Source organism: Negativibacillus massiliensis (genome assembly GCF_900148495.1).
GTDB classification, from domain to species: domain Bacteria; phylum Bacillota; class Clostridia; order Oscillospirales; family Ruminococcaceae; genus Negativibacillus; species Negativibacillus massiliensis.
This window is the reverse complement of sequence record NZ_FTRU01000008.1, coordinates 698,639-716,115: the sequence shown is the minus strand read 5'-3', so window position 1 is coordinate 716,115 and position 17,477 is coordinate 698,639. Positions and strand designations below refer to the sequence as shown.

The following is a 17,477-nucleotide window of genomic DNA, read 5'->3' as shown; positions in this document are numbered from 1 at the left end:
GGTCGCTCACCACAGTGAGCGACATTTTCTGGAGTTGGAAAGGAGCTTTGCTCGGTTGCCGCAGGCAATTTTGCCCAATCCTTTATGGGCAAAAAGAGCAAACTCCTGATTGAAAACTTGTTTTCAATCCCCTTTTCTGCAAGAGAAAAGGTTCTCGAAAGCCGATTGCAAGCAGAGAGCGACCTCAAAAATTATCCAGTGGATGATTTTCGACGGCACCAGCTTGAAGCTGGACACAATATCGCGTTTAGGTTTGGTGCGAAATTGTAGTTTCAGCACGCGGCAACGCTTAAGCTAACACATTCGCTCGTTAGAGCAAGAAGGCTTCGACAGAATAAAATAAAAGTTATTATTTTTCTGATCAACAGCACAGACAACAGAAAAATCTCCCACTGGGAAGTTTTTCTGGCAAGTGCGTGTCATTTGTCTGTCTAGGGGGCTTTTCTCTTGCAAAAGCCCCCTCTTTTTCAATCCCAATTTTGGATTGAAAAATTCACCCGCAAATGCGCTTTCACGGATAAGGAGTTTCGCTCGTTGCGACGAGCGCCCAGAGTCTCTGCCTCTGGACACCGCCACCTTTTGTAAAAGGTGGACGAAAACTTCAGTTTCGCTCCGTTTCAGCCTGCTAATCTCTATATTCTTCGATCATGTATGCTTCGAAGATGTCGCCAACCTTCAGGTCGCCGAACTTCTCGATACCCATACCACATTCGTAACCTCTTGCAACCTCTTTGACGTCATCTTTGAAACGTTTGAGGGAGGTCAGATGCTCGTCAGCGATAATAATACCGTCACGAACAATGCGGATCTCTGCGTTTCTGGTGATCTTACCTTCCAGAACATAACATCCTGCAACGGTGCCGACACCGGTGATCTTGAATACTTCACGAACCTCTGCACGGCCCAGCTCAACCTCACGGGTCTTAGGTGCCAGCATACCTTTCATAGCGGAAGAGATCTCTTCGATTGCGTCGTAGATGACACGATACATTCTCATGTCAACGCCTTCGCTCTCTGCCATATCTCTTGCGATTGGGTCTGGACGAACGTTGAATCCAACAATGATTGCGCCGCAAGCCTGTGCGAGCATAACGTCGGACTTGCTTACTGCACCTACTGCACCGTGAATTACTTTTACGCGAACCTCTGGGTTGCTCAGTTTTTCCAGAGACTGTTTTACTGCTTCTACAGAACCCTGTACGTCTGCTTTTACGATCAATGGCAGCTCTTTGGTCTCGCCAACTTCGATCTGTTCAAACAGATTATCCAGAGTAACTTTCTGGTAGGAGCTGAATTCTTTTTCTTTTGCTTCCTGACGGCGTTTTTCAACCAGTTCTCTTGCCAGTCTTTCGTCTTCAACTGCATTGAACTCGTCACCTGCTGCTGGAACTTCTGCAAGACCGGTAATCTCGACTGGTGTGGATGGACCTGCGGTATCGATACGCTCGCCCTTGGAGTTGGTCATAACACGGACACGACCAATTGCGGTTCCAGCGATTACGCTGTCGCCGGTTCTGAGGGTACCGTTCTGAACCAGAATGGTTGCAACAGGGCCACGGCCTTTGTCAAGTTTTGCCTCAATAACAGTACCTTTTGCCATACGGTCTGGGTTTGCTTTGAGTTCTTTTACTTCTGCTACCAGCTGGATGTTTTCCAGAAGGTCCTGAATACCCATCTTGGTCTTAGCAGAAACCGGAACGCAGATAACATCGCCGCCCCATTCTTCTGGAACCAGTTCGTATTCAGTCAGTTCCTGTTTTACTTTTTCCGGATCAGCAGTTGGTTTATCCATCTTGTTGATTGCAACGATAATGGAAACACCTGCTGCTTTTGCGTGGTTGATCGACTCAACAGTCTGTGGCATGATACCGTCGTCAGCCGCTACAACCAGAACTGCGATATCGGTGATATCTGCACCGCGGGCACGCATCGAGGTGAATGCCTCATGTCCAGGAGTATCCAGGAAGGTAATTGGCTTATCGTTTACCATAACCTGATATGCACCGATATGCTGGGTAATACCGCCAGCCTCAGTGGAGGTAACATCAGAATGACGGATTGCGTCCAGGATGGATGTTTTACCGTGGTCAACGTGACCCATAACAACAACAACCGGTGGGCGCTCTACTTTCTTATCATCATCGTCCTCGCTGTCATCAAACAGACGTTCTTCGATGGTAACAACAACCTCTTTTTCAACCTTTGCACCAATTTCCATTGCAACCAGTGCAGCAGTATCGTAGTCGATGACATCCGAAACAGATTTCATCTCGCCGAGCATCATCAGACGTTTGATGATTTCAGCAGACTGGATCTTCAGTTTCAGAGCCAGATCGCCAACGGTAATTTCATCCGGCAGGGTGATGTGCAGCTTCTGACGGCGCTCGCGCTCCATCTCCAGCTTGCGCATCTTTTCCATCTCTTTATCCTTTTTGGACATGAAGTTTTTCTTCTTGTTATTTCTGCCGCCGATCTTCTGTTTCTTTACGCCGTCATCGCGTTTTGCCAGATTTTCTGGTGCGATGTTTTCATAGCGTTCATTGTATTTGTCCAGATCAACGTTTGCAGCACGCATATCAACGTGACGGATCATCTTGCCGTTTACGTTTTCGTCCAGTTCTGGATTGATTGCGGATGCCTGACGAGGTGCTGGTGCTGGAGCCGGTTTTGCAGGTTTTGCCTGTTTTGGACGATCATTCTGCGGACGGTCTCCCTGTGGTTTGTCGCCAAATTTACGATCATTTGGACGATCACCATTTCTATCGTTGAAACGTGGTTTGTCGCCATATTTGCGATCACCCTGTGATCTATCACCCTGTGGACGGTCGCCGTTTCTGTCATTGAAACGTGGCTTGTCGCCGAATTTACCCTGTGGTCTGTCACCGTTTCTGTCATTGAAACGTGGTTTGTCGCCGAATTTACCCTGTGGTCTGTCGCCCTGTGGACGATCTCCCTGTGGGCGTTCCCGTTTTGGACGGTCGGTATTATTGCGAGGCGCCTGTCCTGCGCCCTGATTGTGCTTTGGTGTATCGTTCATATCCTGCTTCTCCCTCTCATTGTCTGCCTCAACCGGCGGTGTCTGCTCTTTGACCTCCGGCTGTTTTGGCTCTGCCAAAGGTTTTTCCTGTACAACTTTTGGCGGCTCCTGTACTGCCGCAGCTGGTTTTTCTTCTGGTTTTGGCTGTTCTGCCTTTGTTTCCTGCGGATTCTTTTCAGCAGTTTTTTCCTGCTTTGGCTGTTTTGGAGCCTTTGGTTCCTTCGGAGCTTTTGCAGCCTTGGTTTCTTTTGCTGCCTCAGCAGGTGCTGATCCTGATTGCTCCTTATAAAGATAATAGCTTTCCAGACTCTTCAGCTCTGTCTTTTGTGTATAGGTCTCAAAGATGAAGTTCAGTTCTTCACCGGTTAATGCGGTTGTGCGCTTTTTTTCACCGGAAAAGTTTTTTTCCAGAAGATCGATGATCTCTTTCTGGTCAACACCCAGGTCCTTTGCAACATCGCTGAGTTTATATTTATCATTTATCATGCAAACATCTGCCTCCTTTGCTGAGGGTTTCCTCTTATGAGAAATTTCTCATTCAAAAAATGCGGTTGTTAAATGCTTTTTTCTGCAAGGGCAACAAGCTTTTTTGCAAAGCCCTCATCGGAAAGGGCAATTACGCCGGAACGCTTTTTACAAAAATGGAACACCTCTTCCATCGTCACCCGAAGCTGATATGGCTGCATTCCATGCTGCTGCGCTACAAAGCAAAGTTCCTTGCGGCTTTTTTCCGAGAGATCCTCGGTGTAGAACACACCTTTTGCGTTTTTGTTTTTGATCTCCTCGACCACCTTGTCAAACCCCAGAATCAGTTTGCCTGCTCTGAGTGCCAGTGACAAAGTGGAAAGTTCCTGCTTCTGCATAAACTGTCTCCTTTCCTCTGGTTTTCCCTATACAGACTCGCTTCCCTGCGCAAGCTGGTGTTCCAGCTTTTCATAAACTTCGTCAGGGATTGCGGTTTCCAGTGCCCGTTCCAGCTGCTTTGTTTTACGCGCTTTTGCAAGGCACTGTTCGTTTGCGCACAGATAAGCGCCCCGTCCGGATTTTTTTCCGGTAAAGTCGATGCTGATTTCCCCTTCTGGAGAACGAACCACACGGATCAGCTCTTTTTTCGGCTTATGTTCACGGCATCCGGTGCACATGCGGACCGGAACTTTTTTTGCCGGTGTTGGCATTGTGTCTGCCTCCTTTATCGCTTATCAACTGCTGTATTTTCCTTAAAATTCCTCGTCTGCAAACAGATCTTCCACAGCTTTGTCAATCTGTTCCTGTGTTTCTCTGCGCAGGGTTTCCATCTCTTCGATGATCTGCTCTGCCTGGCTTTCTGGACCGATATCGATCTTCCAGCCGGTGAGTCTTGCTGCCAGACGAACGTTCTGACCCTTGTTTCCGATTGCAAGGGAGAGCTGGCTGTCTGGAACGATTGCTTTGCATGCTTTTGCTCCGGTTGGGTCAACCAGTACCTTGGAAACTTCTGCTGGAGAAAGTGCTGCTGCAATCAGTTCTTCTGGCTGTTCACTGTAACGGATAACGTCGATTTTCTCGCCGCCCAGTTCTTCTACGATAGCAGATACACGGCTTCCTTTTGGACCGATGCATGCGCCGACTGCATCAACGTTTTCATCCTTGCTCCATACTGCGATCTTGGTTCTGGAACCTGCCTCACGGGATACTGCTTTGATTTCAACAGTACCGTCCTTGATTTCCGGAGTGTGCATCTCAAACAGACGTTTGATCAGACCTGGATGGCTGCGGGAAATCATGAGTTTTGGATTTTTGCCGCCGGTGAGAACATCCACAACATAAACCATAACGCGCTGACCCTCGTGGAGTTCTTCGCCTGGAACCTGCTCGCTCTTTGGCAGGATTGCTTCGGTCTTGTCGATCTCAACGGTTGCATTGCCCTTAACCTCATCAATTTTGAGGATTGGAACCGAGATGATCTCATATTTCTTATCCATGTATTTCTGTGCAATCTGGCCTTTTTCTGCTTCGCTGATTGCCTGACGGATAACATGTTTTGCAGACTGTGCTGCAATGCGGCCAAACTGTTTGGTTTCCAGTGGAATCTCAACTACGCCACCGATGTGTGCCACTTTGCTGTATTTGGTTGCATCTGCAAGGGTGATCTCGGTTTCCGGATCTTCCACTTCTTCTACAACATTTTTGCGAACTGCTACATAAAAGCGGTTCTTTGCTGGGTCAATTTCAACAATGGTATTTTCGCTGCCGCCAAAATCACGTTTGATTGCAATTGCAATTGCGTTGCTGATCTTTTCAATCAGGTAGGACATTGGGATGCCCTTTTCTTTTTCCAGAGAAGCCAGAGCTTCAAAAACTTCATTATTGATTACGTTCATATTCGCTGCCACGTCTGCTGCCTCCTAAATCTTATCAAAAACCAATATATCCTGTCTTAAATCTTGGCATTTTTCCAGTCGATCTCTTCATACAACCGGATATATGCCGCATCTTTTTTTGCAAAAGAAAGTTCCTCGCCTTCCAGGGTAACCCATACGTTCTGTTCGTCACACTTTGTGAGAGTGCCGACAAACTCACGCACGGTTTTTCCCTGTGCTGTCTGCATCGGACGGATCATCTTTACTTCTACATCCTGCCCCAAATACCGCTCAAAATGCCATGGGCGCACCAGATCGCGTCCAATTCCCGGGGAGGATACCTCAAAATAGTAGGACTGGCTGATTGGATCAGCTTCGTCAAGAATCTTATCAAAAGTTCTGCTCAAATTTTCGCAGTCATCGATGGTGACTCCGCCTTCCTTATCAATGAACAGGCGCAGATACCAGGAAGCGCCCTCCTTTTCAAAGCGGACGTCCCAAAGCTGCAGTCCCATCTCTTCCACTACCGGCTGTGCCAGCTGGGTAACAATCTCCACGGTGTTTGGTTTTTTCGATGTAGCCAAAAACGATTCCCTTCCTTTCCTGATGTGTAGGTTTTATCTGTTGTGTTCTAAAAAATCTTTGTCCTAACAAAACAAAAGAGCGGGCAACCCCACTCTTTCCTTACGACAGTCTACTACTTGGCGCAAAGAGCTTTCCAATCAGAAAGTCCTCCCGCCTTTCCTCTTTAATTTACCATACTTTCGAAACTTTTGCAAGCCCCCCAAACCCTTTCTTGCCATAAAACTTTGCGAAAGATGACTTTTTCAGGGAAAATGTTCTGTCCTGCCGACGCCTTTTCCGTTTACCCAAAACAAAATAAGCAGACAGCTCATTTGAATGTCTTGAAAACTTATCAGCTACACCAGTTTGCTGATGGAAAAGCTCTGCACCTGACTGTCCTTTTTCAAAAGGTCACTGAGTGGACCAATCTGGTGCAATCCCCTGATCCGGACAACAAAGCGAACTTCCATTGCTTCTGTACCGGTGGATTTTACCTTAATATCCGACATTTCAAATTTGTTTTGGGAAAGCATTGTCTGGAAGCGCTCCAAAGCATCTTCTGCCGGAAGCAGTGTCACGGTAACGCGCTCACCAAAATATTCATTGGAAACGATAAACTTCTGATGAAGAAGGAACTGGGAAAATAAAATCACAAGTGTCGAGCTGATTCCTAAAAAGTACATTCCGGCTCCCAATGCCATTCCGACTCCGACCGTAGCCCAGATTCCGGCAGCTGTGGTCACACCCATAATCTCATGTTTGCCGGCAAGAATCAGTCCTGCTCCAAGGAAGCCGACTCCACTGGCAACGCTTGCGGCAACACGCGAAGCATCCACCGAAAGTCCCTGAGTAATGACATCAAAAAATCCGTATTTCGAAATTACGACCATCAATGCACTGGTCAGTGCAACCAGAAGGTGTGTTTTTAATCCGGCATTTTTCAGTCGATTTTTTCGCTCCAGACCGATGAACGCTCCACAGATACCCGCTACAATAATGCGGAATAAAAGCTCCATCTGAATAAACAGCTGAGACTGCATCAGTTCGATAATTTCCTTCATCATGTTCTCTCTCCTTTATTTCATAAATTTGTACAATAATATTTATGAAATCATACAACAAAATGTTAAAAATAACATCAAATTAAATATGCCCATTAATATAACATAATCCATAACGAATGTCAACTTTTTGCGAAGAAGAAAAAGCTCAGCAAAAAGAAATTTTTCCATTTCTCTTGACCTCATCTTTATTATGCGGTATAATAGTTTAGGATTTTTTTAAAATCTTTGCTAGAGTGGCTCAGTCGGTAGAGCAGCTGATTCGTAATCAGCAGGTCGTGGGTTCGATTCCCATCTCTAGCCCCAAAAGGCGCAGCTGAGACACAAACTCAGCTGCGTTTTTTTATTCAAAAATACGGGAATCATCGGGAGGCAAAACAATGAGCATGAAAGAACGGATGCACACCGGGGAGCTTTATCTTCCTGGAGATGAGGAGATTATGAAAGAACAGCTTGCGTGTCTAAATCTCTTGTATGATTTTAATATGACCAGACCAACCGAACTTGAAAAGCGGGAAAAGATGCTTCAAAAAATGTTTGCTGAAATCGGCGAAGGATGCTATATCGAACCGCCGCTACATACAAATTTCGGTGGTGCCCATGTCCATTTCGGGAAAAATGTCTATGCAAACTTCAATCTGACTTTGGTGGACGACACCCACATCTATGTTGGAGACAACACTATGTTTGGACCTGGAGTTATCGTCGCTACGGCAGGGCACCCCATCCTCCCTTCCCTGCGGGAAAAAGGCTATCAGTACAACATGCCGGTTTCCATCGGCAAAAATTGCTGGATTGGTGCCGGTGCAATCATCCTTCCTGGGGTACAGATTGGAGACAATGTGGTCATCGGCGCTGGCAGTGTTGTAACAAAGGATATTCCTTCCAATGTTGTTGCTGTGGGAAATCCATGTCGTGTGCTGCGCCCTGTTGGTGAGCGGGACAAGGAATTTTATTTTAAGCAAAGACGTATTGACTTTGCTCATCTGCAAAAAGATTTGGAAGAATAAAAAACACATAAGATAAACAAATCCCTCATGAGTTTGTAAGCTCATGAGGGATTTGTTGTTTTTAAATATTCTTTTTGAAAACTATTTGTTCGCAGCTTTCCATTCCAGATATTCGTCAAAGGTGCAGCGGCGGTCAATGATACCGTCTGGGGTGATTTCGATGATACGGTTTGCAACAGTCTGTACAAACTCGTGGTCATGAGAAGTAAAGAAAACGTTGGACTTAAAGTCCATCAGTCCATTGTTGACAGCGGTGATGGATTCGAGGTCAAGGTGGTTGGTCGGCTGGTCCAGAATCAGAACGTTGGAACCAAACAGCATCATTCTCGAAAGCATACAGCGAACCTTCTCACCACCGGAAAGAACCTGTACTGGCTTGTACACATCATCGCCAGAGAAGAGCATTCTTCCCAAGAATCCGCGCAGATAGGTTTCGGTGATATCCTTAGAATACTGGGACAGCCACTGAAGAATGTTGAGCTCACAGCCATTAAAGTATTCCGAGTTATCCTTCGGGAAGTAAGAACGGGAGGTGCTTACACCCCACTTGATCGAGCCTTCGTCCGGCTGGATCTCCTCTGCCAGAATCTGCATCATGGCAGTCTGTGCAATCTCGTTTTCTCCGATGAATGCGATCTTGTCGCCCTTTGCAACGGTGAAGGAGATGTCGTTGAGTACCTTTACACCGTCAATTGTCTTGCTGATGCGGTCTACGGTCAGAACGTCCTTACCGATTTCACGATCCATGGTAAAGCCGACATATGGATATTTTCTGGAAGAAGCAGGCAGTTCCTCAACGGTCAGCTTATCGATAAGCTTTCTTCTGGAGGTTGCCTGTTTGGATTTGGATTTGTTTGCAGCAAAGCGCGCGATAAAGTTCTGCAGTTCTTTGATCTTTTCGTCCGCCTTGCGTTTCTGGTCAGCAATCATGCGCTGCATCAGTCGGCTGGACTCATACCAGAAGTCATAGTTACCAACATACATCTTGATCTTGTTGTAGTCGATATCCACGATGTGGGTGCAGACATTATTGAGGAAGTGACGGTCATGGGATACGATGATAACGGTTCCCACATAATCCATCAAAAATTCTTCCAGCCAGTTGATGGAAGCAAGGTCCAGATGGTTGGTAGGCTCGTCGAGGAGAATGATTTCCGGCTGACCAAACAATGCCTGAGCCAGCAGGATTTTAACCTTTTCCTTGTCGCCAAGTGCGCTCATCTGTTCATACAGCAGGTTCTGGTCAAGGCCAAGACCTTTTAACAGCTTGCTGATCTCGGTTTCGATCTCCCAGCCGTTTAATTCTGCGAATTCTGCCTCGAGTGCTGCGGCAAGTTCGCCATCCTCTTCGGTGAATTCTTCCTTATTATATAAAGCATCCTTCTGCTGCATGATTTCATACAGGCGTGGATTGCCCTGGATAATGGTATCCAGTACCGAAAAGCTGTCATAAGCAAAGTGATCCTGTTTGAGCACCGACATGCGCTCTCCGTCCGGAATTTCCACAGAACCGGTAGTTGGTTCCAGCTCGCCGGAAAGGATCTTTAAAAAGGTGGATTTTCCAGCGCCGTTTGCGCCGATGACGCCGTAGCAGTTGCCGGCATTAAACAAAAGATTAACGTCGGAAAACAGCTTCTGACCGCTAAAATCCAGACTGACGTTGTTAACTGTAATCATACTGATTCTCCATTCCTAATTAGTCGCTATGAGTATAGCATAGCTGTCTTGTCCCGGTCAAGACAGGAAATGGATTTTTTAAACGGCTGTAGCATATCATACATATCCTGCCTGCAAAACCAGCTAAAACTTTGCCACTACCAATAAATCCCCCTCCTCGATACGGGTGTTTCCATTTGGAATAATCGTCTGCTTGCCGCGCTCAATCATAACAATCAGTCCTTTTTGTGTGAGGTTGATTTCTGAAAGGGTCCTGCCTTTGAGTCGGTCGTTATTTTCCACTGTAATCTCCCGCAGGGTCAGGTTTTCCCTGTCTTCAAATTCCCGCGCGGCAATCACAAGCAGATCTCCCGGAAGAATCTGGGTGTCCCCATTTGGCGTAATCTTTTCTTCTCCCCGCATAATCAAGACCACCAGCAGGTCGTTTGGCAGGGCAATCTCCCACAGCTTTTTTCTGCACCAGCGATGGCCTTCCTGCACCGAGATTTTTACAAAGCTCACATCGTTTACTTCCTTGTAGTCGGTAAAGGTTTTGAGTACGTCCGCTTTTTCGTCAATCATCCGCATCTTTTTGGACATCCATGGCAGAAGCGCTCCCTGAACAGACAGCGAAAACAGAACGATACAGAACACTAGATTAAACAGATTATACTGAGCAGATACCCCTTGCATGACCGCAAAGATAGCAAATACGATGGAAGCCACTCCTCTCAGCCCTGCCCAGGATACCAGACCGATCTGTCCCAATCTGGCTTTGAAGGGAAGCAAAATACCAAGCACCGATATTGGACGTGCAATCAGTGTCATGAACAGCATAATCAGCAAAGATGGCAGAATTACCTGCGGCAGCTTTGCCGGTGTAACCAGCAGACCAAGCAGAAAGAAAATCATCATCTGGCAGACACCGGTAACCACATCGAAAAAGTGTACCAGATCCCGTTTTCCCGGAAGATAGGAGTTTCCCATCAAAATACCGCACAGGTAAACGCTCAAATATCCATTTCCCCCGAGCAGTCCCGGCAGAGTGTAAGCAAGGGTTGCAACGGCAAACACCAGGATAGTTTCCCCCTGCTCCAGTTCGATGGAAAGGTTGTTTAACAGCCATACTGTCACCTTTCCCAAAACAAGCCCGCACAAAACACCAATCGCAATCTGTTTGAGCAGCAACATTCCAACAGATATTTCCTGACCGCTCAGCAGGCTGACCATCACTACCGTCAACATATAGGACATCGGGTCATTAGAACCGGATTCCAGCTCCAGCAATGATGCGGTATTATCTTTCAGATTCAGTTTTTTGGAACGCAGAATATTAAAAACCGACGCAGCATCGGTCGAAGATACCACCGAACCGATCAGCATACTTTCCAGCCAACCGGCTCCCAGTGCGATATGTACAAATACTCCTACCATTCCTGCGGTCAGCACCACTCCCAGTGTGGAAAGAAGAAATGATTGAACCGCTACCGGTTTTGCTTCCTTGATATTGGTGCCAAAGCCACCATAAAACATAACAAAAATCAAGCAGGCCGAACAGATCATCTCGGAAAGTGCATAATCATCAAACGAGATTCGAAAAATTCCATTTTCACCAAAACACATTCCCAAACCAATAAAAAACAAAAGGGACGGTACCTTTAGGTGGCTGGTAAATTTGTGCGTCAAAACGCAAATCACGATCACTGTTCCCATCAAAAAAAGCGCTGTGTTCAAATCAGTTCCTCCTTTTTCAGTTTAAAGCGTTTTATTTTAGTATAGCATATCCTCCTTTTGCCTGCAAACAACAAAGGTGTGAGAGCATCTCCCACACCTTTGTTATCTTATTTAAAGTATCCGTTGATGGTTTCCTCTGCACGGTTCATCTCACCGTCAAATCCATCCTTGGCATCTGCGTTTCCGCCAATAACCAGAAACAGGTAGTTACCCTTTTGAATGATGCGTCCTGCCTGTGCCTTCTCGTACTGATCTGGCAGATATTCCTCAAAGTTCTTAACGATCTCGTTCTTACGGTTTTCCAGTGCAGTGCGCACCTCATCGACCTTACCATCCTTTACCTTTAAGCCAATCAGATGGTCCGCAGAGGTATTCACTGCAGAATATTCACCATAATATTCCTCAATGTTTGCCGGATCAATGCCAAAGACATCCTTCAGGGCAGTTTCATCCAGTTTTTGCGGCATGGTAATGCCAAATGTTTCTCCCAGCTTCATCACAACATCCTGAATCCTTGTTCCGGCTGCCATGATCATGCCTTCCTCGTTCTGCATTGCTTCATCCACCGAGTTGATTCCATTTTCCGCGCTGTCTTTTGCTCGCTGCGCTTCTTTTGTCATATCATTCTTCATGTCGTTTGCGCCCTGTTCAATCATACCGGTAGTATTGTTCTGGTCTACTGTTCCGTTTTCACCACAGCCTGCCAGCATCGATACCATCAGCATTGCTGCAAGGGCAAGTCCGGTTATTCTTCTCATTATCATCATTCCTCGCTTTGTTTCGGTCAAAATTCCTGCGCCATTACCGCACAAGGAATGCGAAATAATGACGCAATATTATTGTATGTGAAAAAAACGCATTTCATCAAAAACAAAGTCTGGAAGAAAAGTTAAAAATTTTCATTTTTTATTTAGGTCGCTTTTGTGTTCTGTACACCCCATGGATAAACAGACGGTACCTCTCCAGCAATCATTCGTTCTTCCAGCAAAAAGGTTGTATCCACTTCCGGGACAATCTGATCATTTCCTGCATACAAAATCATCTGTGCCTGTACCCGAAGCTGCACCCGATAAACTGTCTGGTTAATCCCTGCCTGCGAAAACTCCTGCACAAAGTTTACCTGTGCTGCACCATACGGTTCCAGATGGAAGGAAAGTTCCGGACCTCTTCCGGTCAGAAAAACACCTCCCACCAAACTACCCACTGGAATGGAGAGTTCCTCCTGGGAAAGTTTTGCAAACTCTCGGGAAAGATTTTCCGAAAGCTGTGCCTTGAGCATATTGGCGCGAACAACATCCATTCCCACCGAAAACACCTGTCCGTCGCTTCCGCGCTCAACCTGCATAAATTCCCCTTCTGTTTCGCTCATCAGCTGCTGCACCTGTGTGCTGATCACCTGTTCCATTTTATTTTTACTTTGTGCCTGGGCTGCAGAAAGCAAGACCGGAGCAACACGAAGTTCCAGCGCATGCAGCAGCAAAAAGGCAATGGTAATCAACATTCCCCATGCAATCAACCGGTAATGCCGATCCCAAAAGCTTCGTCCCATCCTGCGCATCCACCATTCCCCCTTCCTGTTTTTCTGCTTTATTGTATGTTTCACAAAAGAAAATCTCCACAAAACAGCATGTCGCCAGAAAGTTTTCTCTGTTCTGTTCGGACACACCTCTTTCTCTTGACGGAAGACACCTGTTTATATTAGAATAAAAATTATAGTACATATCTTGCGCTATGTGGAAGACTGGGCGCAAAGTTATCGTCTTTATTTTCAGAAGGGGGAGTGGATGTCATAGACCCGAAACCTAACCAACAAAAAAGCAATACTGCCCAAATGATTGAACGAATTCTGTGGACGGTTGCAATTGCCACCATGTTGTTTTCCCTGTTGTTTGATACGCCTATCGGCATTGCGCAGGGAGTATGGAAAATCATCCTGCATCCGGACGGACTGATCACCGATTACAGCAAAGTTGGCGGATTTGGTGCGACCTTCTTTAACTCCGGTCTTATTATGTCAGCTTCCATTATCATTATTAAGAAAAGCCATGCAACTATCAGCGGTCCCACCATTGCCTGTGTCTTTTTGATGGCTGGTTTCTCGATGTTCGGCAAAAATATCGCCAACATCTGGCCGATCATTCTGGGTGTTTATCTGTTTTCCAGACACCAGAAAGAAAACTTCTCCAAATATGTTTACATAGCGCTTTACGGCACTGCGCTTTCTCCACTAATTACTGTTGTGGCGCTCGAGTCAGGCAATCTGGTACAAAAATTGCTGGCAGTCATTTTGTGCGGAACTTTGATTGGATTTCTCCTTCCCCCGCTTGCGACCTACTGTCTGAGGGTTCACCAAGGTTACAATCTGTACAACGTCGGTTTTGCTGCGGGTCTGGTTGGAACGCTGATTGTATCGGTTATGAAGTCGTTTGGCTACGAAACAACCTCCAGTTTAATCTGGACTTATGAAAATGATCCGCGTGTCATTGCATATATCTTCCTTCTTTCGGCAAGCTTAATGGCAGGAGGATGGTTTATGCTGGATGACAAAAAATCCATCCGCCGCATCTACCGCCATTCCGGTCGTCTAGTTGCGGACTTCATCATTCTGGACGGTCTGCCGATCACCCTGTTCAACATGGGCTCCTTGGGAATTTTTGCTTCGGCATACATCCTGATTACTGGCGGCACTATCAACGGTGCAACCATGGGCGGCATCCTCACCATCATCGGTTTTGGTGCATTCGGTAAACATCTTCGAAACGTTGTTCCTGTCATCGGCGGCGTATACTTAGGTTCGCTTGTCAAGGTATGGAACATTTACGACCCAAGCGTACAGCTTGCTGCACTGTTTGGCACAGCGCTTGCTCCAATCAGCGGTCAGTTTGGCTGGCAATACGGTGTTCTGGTCGGATTCTTACATTCTTCCATGGCCTTAAACACCGGCATTCTTCATGGTGGTCTCAACTTATACAACAACGGTTTTTCGGCAGGTATCCTTGCCCTGATCATTGTTCCTGTCATCGAGACATTCAAAAAACGAAAAGATCATTTTTAAATAGAAAGGAATTGAAGCTATGCTATTTACCAGAAAAAAAATCACCACTATTGTTGACGAGCTGACAACTTTTTTCTTCTCTGTCGGCTCCAACGACATGGTGGTTAAGATAAAGCAGAAACCAGACGGATTCCACATCTTTTTCGCGAGCAATTTTGACATAAAAATGCAGCGCACAGTAGAGCATCTGGAAGAAAATCTGACCCGCGGACGTGCTCCGGAGATTGAGGAAAGCTACTGGGGATTAAACGGCAGCGGTGATTTTCAGGACGAAAACGAACTGATTTTGATTGGTGCGATGATTGATTCCGCACAGGTGGAGATTTGCGAGGGCTATGCAACCCTCAACCTTTTTCGTGCCTTTTAATTAGTCAGCATAACAGGCGTGCAGAAAACGTTAATCTCACATAATGAGTAAATTCACAGAAATATCTTGACAGCCAAAAAATAAAGGAGTACAATCTCTTTAATTATTTAGGAGGTAAGGCAATGTTAAACCATATCGACCATTTTAATAATGTAGTCGTTATGCAGCCCGCAGTCCCTGCTTATGATTGGCAGAACAACGGGCTTACATTGCTGTACACTTTTTTAAGTAATTAGAGTATATATTTCTAATCTGATTCAGCTAAACGCAGTGCAAGCTATGAGTAACTCTTAGCCTGCACTGTTTTTTTATACTTTTTTTAGGAGGTTTTGATATGGAAACGAAAGACCGTTTAACAAATTATTATGAGGCATACGATGAAGAAGGACGTCTTATCTCAAAACATGGCATGGTGGAGTATATCACTACTATGAAATATATTGAAAAGTATCTCAAGCCAAATATGCGAGTCTTAGAGATTGGTGCAGGAACAGGTCGATATAGCCATGCTTTGGCACAAAAAGGCTATCGAGTGGACGCAGTCGAATTAGTTGAGCATAATATCGAAATCTTCAAGCAAAACACCATTGAAGGCGAACCTATAACAATCAAGCAAGGGAATGCTATTGATTTGCCTGATTTTGAGAGCGATACTTATGATATTACTCTGCTGCTCGGTCCAATGTATCATTTATTCACAAAAGAAGATCAGTTAAAAGCCTTATCAGAAGCGATCCGAGTCACAAAAAAAGGTGGTATCATTTTTGCCGCTTATTGTATGGGTGATGCAAGTATTTTGTCATACGGTTTTATCCGTGGCGAAATCTACAACATTATTGAAAAATGTAAGCTCAACACAGAAACATTTGATAGCTTCTCAAATCCGTGGGACATATTTGAGTTATACAGAAAGGAAGATATTGATAAGCTCCGTTCGGAGTTCAACGTTACTCAGCTTCACTTTATTGCTTCTGATGGCTACACAAATCACATGAGAGAAACCGTAGATCAAATGGATGACAGAATGTATGACTTATATCTAAAGTATCATCTTGCAACTTGTGAAAGACAAGATATGATTGGTTACTCTCATCACACACTTGATATATTCAGAAAAGAATAGAGAAAAGAAACACAAATATACGAACTGCTATCATAGATGATTGCGAGTGTATCCATTCGCTTTAAAAAGGAATCGCATGCTTACACCATAAAGGCAGCATTTTCCATCTTTTTAGTCGCATAGCGCAACAAGCAGGGAAACTGTCCATACAGTTTTCCTTTATAAGAAAAGGGTCCTGGTGTTGCCGAATTCTGCACTCTTTTGGGAGGATGTTTTGAGTTTTTATACTTTATACCCATATATAACACTGACAAAATCATTTTTCTTCTTAACTCATTCCGCGTGGTAAAGCAAAAACCTAACAGTATGCCAAGACGCGAAATCGGGTGCAGGCTCAGCCTGTGGGGTTACGCACCCCACACCCGCGGGTACTTTCTTGTGAAAAGAAAGTACCCAAAGATTCACCAAAAACCTGCTGGTTTTTGGATTTCCAGCGGAAAGGGGGCATTGCCCCCTCTCGACTCCCCCATGAACACCCTACATAAGAGGGGGAGCGTGACCGCTTGCGGTTACTGCGGGGGAAACTTCCCCCAGGGGATATGTAAGGGGAAGCCCCTTACACACGCTTTTGCTGACTTTTCTCGTGAAAGAAAAGTCAGTGCCAGTGTGGGCGGCATGAGCCCACAAAACTAAAACTTTACTTCACACCAAATTTAGATGTAAAACAATACCAAATACCGTCATCATCCTTGACGTCGTACGTCCGACTTGCTATAATAGAAAGAAAGAGGGTTTATGTCGTATGTCCGACATCCGAACTGTTATGGAAAACCGCCTGTATCAACTGCTCTCCTCTCCCCTGAAAGAGCATTACCATTGCCCTGAGGAGCAACAGCGTATCCATAGTAATCTGGGACTGCTTAAAGAGCACCTCTTCCCTCAGGAGAAAAAACTTCTCCTCCGAGTGGTCGATGATTATACCTTGACCATAGAAAAAATAAGCGAAGCTGCCTTTGAAGATGGCTTTCGCCTCGCTGCAAAAATTATGTTTGAATGTCTGTATCTGGAAGGGAGATTTTAATCATGCCTATTTCAGGAGTTGTTCAGCCGGATATCCTTGTTGTGGATGAGGAACTTCGCCTGCGTAAATTTGATGGAAATTATGACTTTGCTTTTGACTGGTATCAGGACCCTGAAACGGTAAAACTCGTCGATGGTGTCGACCAACCGTATGATCGAGAAAAATTGGATCGTATGTACCGCTACTTGAATGAACATGGTGAACTCTATTTCATCGAGATCAAAGATGGTGATACCTATCGCCCGATCGGAGATGTCACCTTCTGGCAAGAAGATATGCCTATCGTGGTCGGCGAAAAGAATCTTCGCGGCAAGAAAATCGGTCGCCGCGTCGTTGGTGCATTGATCAAACGCGCAAAGGAACTGCACTATCCGCAGATTTTTGTCGATGAAATCTATCATTATAATATCGGTTCTCAAAAATGCTTTGAAAGCGCAGGCTTTGTTGCTTATGAAACTACCGATAAAGGAAAACGTTACCGCAAAATATTGTCTGAGTAATAAAAAAAGG

Annotated in this window: 16 protein-coding genes and 1 tRNA gene; 7 read left to right on the top strand and 10 right to left on the bottom strand. The window is 45.5% G+C overall.

The window, feature by feature from the left end; genetic code table 11:
• Window positions 1–625 precede the first annotated feature (625 nt).
• The 6 genes from infB to BQ5375_RS09370 all read right to left on the bottom strand — a co-directional run bounded on the left by infB (window position 626) and on the right by BQ5375_RS09370 (window position 7,004).
• On the bottom strand, window positions 626–3,523 hold the full coding sequence (gene infB / locus BQ5375_RS09395; protein WP_076917760.1) for a translation initiation factor IF-2: 2,898 nt from the start codon (window positions 3,521–3,523) through the stop codon (window positions 626–628).
• Between the two features lie 68 nt (window positions 3,524–3,591).
• Window positions 3,592–3,900: a L7Ae/L30e/S12e/Gadd45 family ribosomal protein gene (locus BQ5375_RS09390; protein ID WP_022132037.1), complete on the bottom strand. Its 309-nt coding sequence runs from the start codon at window positions 3,898–3,900 to the stop codon at window positions 3,592–3,594.
• A gap of 27 nt (window positions 3,901–3,927) precedes the next feature.
• Complete coding sequence (gene rnpM, locus BQ5375_RS09385; RefSeq protein ID WP_022132036.1) at window positions 3,928–4,212, bottom strand: RNase P modulator RnpM; 285 nt, start codon at window positions 4,210–4,212, stop codon at window positions 3,928–3,930.
• A gap of 42 nt (window positions 4,213–4,254) precedes the next feature.
• The gene (gene nusA / locus BQ5375_RS09380) at window positions 4,255–5,397 is read right to left on the bottom strand and encodes a transcription termination factor NusA (RefSeq protein ID WP_076918135.1); all 1,143 of its coding nucleotides are present in this window, start codon (window positions 5,395–5,397) and stop codon (window positions 4,255–4,257) included.
• A gap of 56 nt (window positions 5,398–5,453) precedes the next feature.
• Complete coding sequence (locus BQ5375_RS09375) at window positions 5,454–5,960, bottom strand: ribosome maturation factor RimP (protein ID WP_022132034.1); 507 nt, start codon at window positions 5,958–5,960, stop codon at window positions 5,454–5,456.
• A gap of 336 nt (window positions 5,961–6,296) precedes the next feature.
• Window positions 6,297–7,004 carry an MgtC/SapB family protein gene (locus BQ5375_RS09370; protein WP_083687577.1) on the bottom strand — a complete coding sequence of 236 codons (708 nt, stop codon included), beginning with the start codon at window positions 7,002–7,004 and terminating at the stop codon, window positions 6,297–6,299.
• A gap of 227 nt (window positions 7,005–7,231) precedes the next feature.
• On the opposite strand from BQ5375_RS09370, the gene BQ5375_RS09365 reads away from it, so the two are divergent.
• Window positions 7,232–7,307 (top strand) — tRNA-Thr (locus BQ5375_RS09365).
• A 74-nt stretch (window positions 7,308–7,381) separates the two neighbouring features.
• On the top strand, window positions 7,382–8,011 hold the full coding sequence (locus tag BQ5375_RS09360; protein WP_022132032.1) for a sugar O-acetyltransferase: 630 nt from the start codon (window positions 7,382–7,384) through the stop codon (window positions 8,009–8,011).
• An 81-nt stretch (window positions 8,012–8,092) separates the two neighbouring features.
• Here BQ5375_RS09360 and BQ5375_RS09355 read toward each other — a convergent pair whose 3' ends face one another.
• The 4 genes from BQ5375_RS09355 to BQ5375_RS09340 form a co-directional block, all read right to left on the bottom strand.
• On the bottom strand, window positions 8,093–9,688 hold the full coding sequence (locus tag BQ5375_RS09355) for an ABC-F family ATP-binding cassette domain-containing protein (RefSeq protein ID WP_076917759.1): 1,596 nt from the start codon (window positions 9,686–9,688) through the stop codon (window positions 8,093–8,095).
• 123 nt (window positions 9,689–9,811) lie between these two features.
• On the bottom strand, window positions 9,812–11,401 hold the full coding sequence (locus BQ5375_RS09350; RefSeq protein ID WP_076917758.1) for a potassium/proton antiporter: 1,590 nt from the start codon (window positions 11,399–11,401) through the stop codon (window positions 9,812–9,814).
• Window positions 11,402–11,508: 107 nt separating this feature from the next.
• Window positions 11,509–12,159 (bottom strand): DUF4358 domain-containing protein, encoded by a 651-nt coding sequence (locus tag BQ5375_RS09345; RefSeq protein ID WP_022132029.1) that lies wholly within the window; start codon window positions 12,157–12,159, stop codon window positions 11,509–11,511.
• Between the two features lie 152 nt (window positions 12,160–12,311).
• Window positions 12,312–12,950, bottom strand: a complete 639-nt coding sequence (locus tag BQ5375_RS09340) for a sporulation protein YunB (RefSeq protein ID WP_159438029.1) — start codon at window positions 12,948–12,950, stop codon at window positions 12,312–12,314.
• A 282-nt stretch (window positions 12,951–13,232) separates the two neighbouring features.
• Here BQ5375_RS09340 and BQ5375_RS09335 point away from each other — a divergent pair, with 282 nt between their 5' ends.
• The 5 genes from BQ5375_RS09335 (at window position 13,233) to BQ5375_RS09315 (ending at window position 17,467) form a co-directional block, all read left to right on the top strand.
• Window positions 13,233–14,456, top strand: coding sequence for a DUF1576 domain-containing protein (locus tag BQ5375_RS09335; protein WP_022132027.1), 1,224 nt, complete (start codon window positions 13,233–13,235; stop codon window positions 14,454–14,456).
• Window positions 14,457–14,475: 19 nt separating this feature from the next.
• Window positions 14,476–14,823, top strand: a complete 348-nt coding sequence (locus BQ5375_RS09330; protein WP_022132026.1) for a hypothetical protein — start codon at window positions 14,476–14,478, stop codon at window positions 14,821–14,823.
• Window positions 14,824–15,157: 334 nt separating this feature from the next.
• On the top strand, window positions 15,158–15,946 hold the full coding sequence (locus tag BQ5375_RS09325; protein ID WP_022132024.1) for a class I SAM-dependent methyltransferase: 789 nt from the start codon (window positions 15,158–15,160) through the stop codon (window positions 15,944–15,946).
• Window positions 15,947–16,688: 742 nt separating this feature from the next.
• Entirely contained in the window at window positions 16,689–16,967 is a 279-nt protein-coding gene (locus BQ5375_RS09320) for a DUF6809 family protein (RefSeq protein WP_022132622.1), read from the top strand.
• Between the two features lie 2 nt (window positions 16,968–16,969).
• Window positions 16,970–17,467, top strand: coding sequence for a GNAT family N-acetyltransferase (locus tag BQ5375_RS09315; protein ID WP_022132621.1), 498 nt, complete (start codon window positions 16,970–16,972; stop codon window positions 17,465–17,467).
• Window positions 17,468–17,477: the final 10 nt, after the last annotated feature.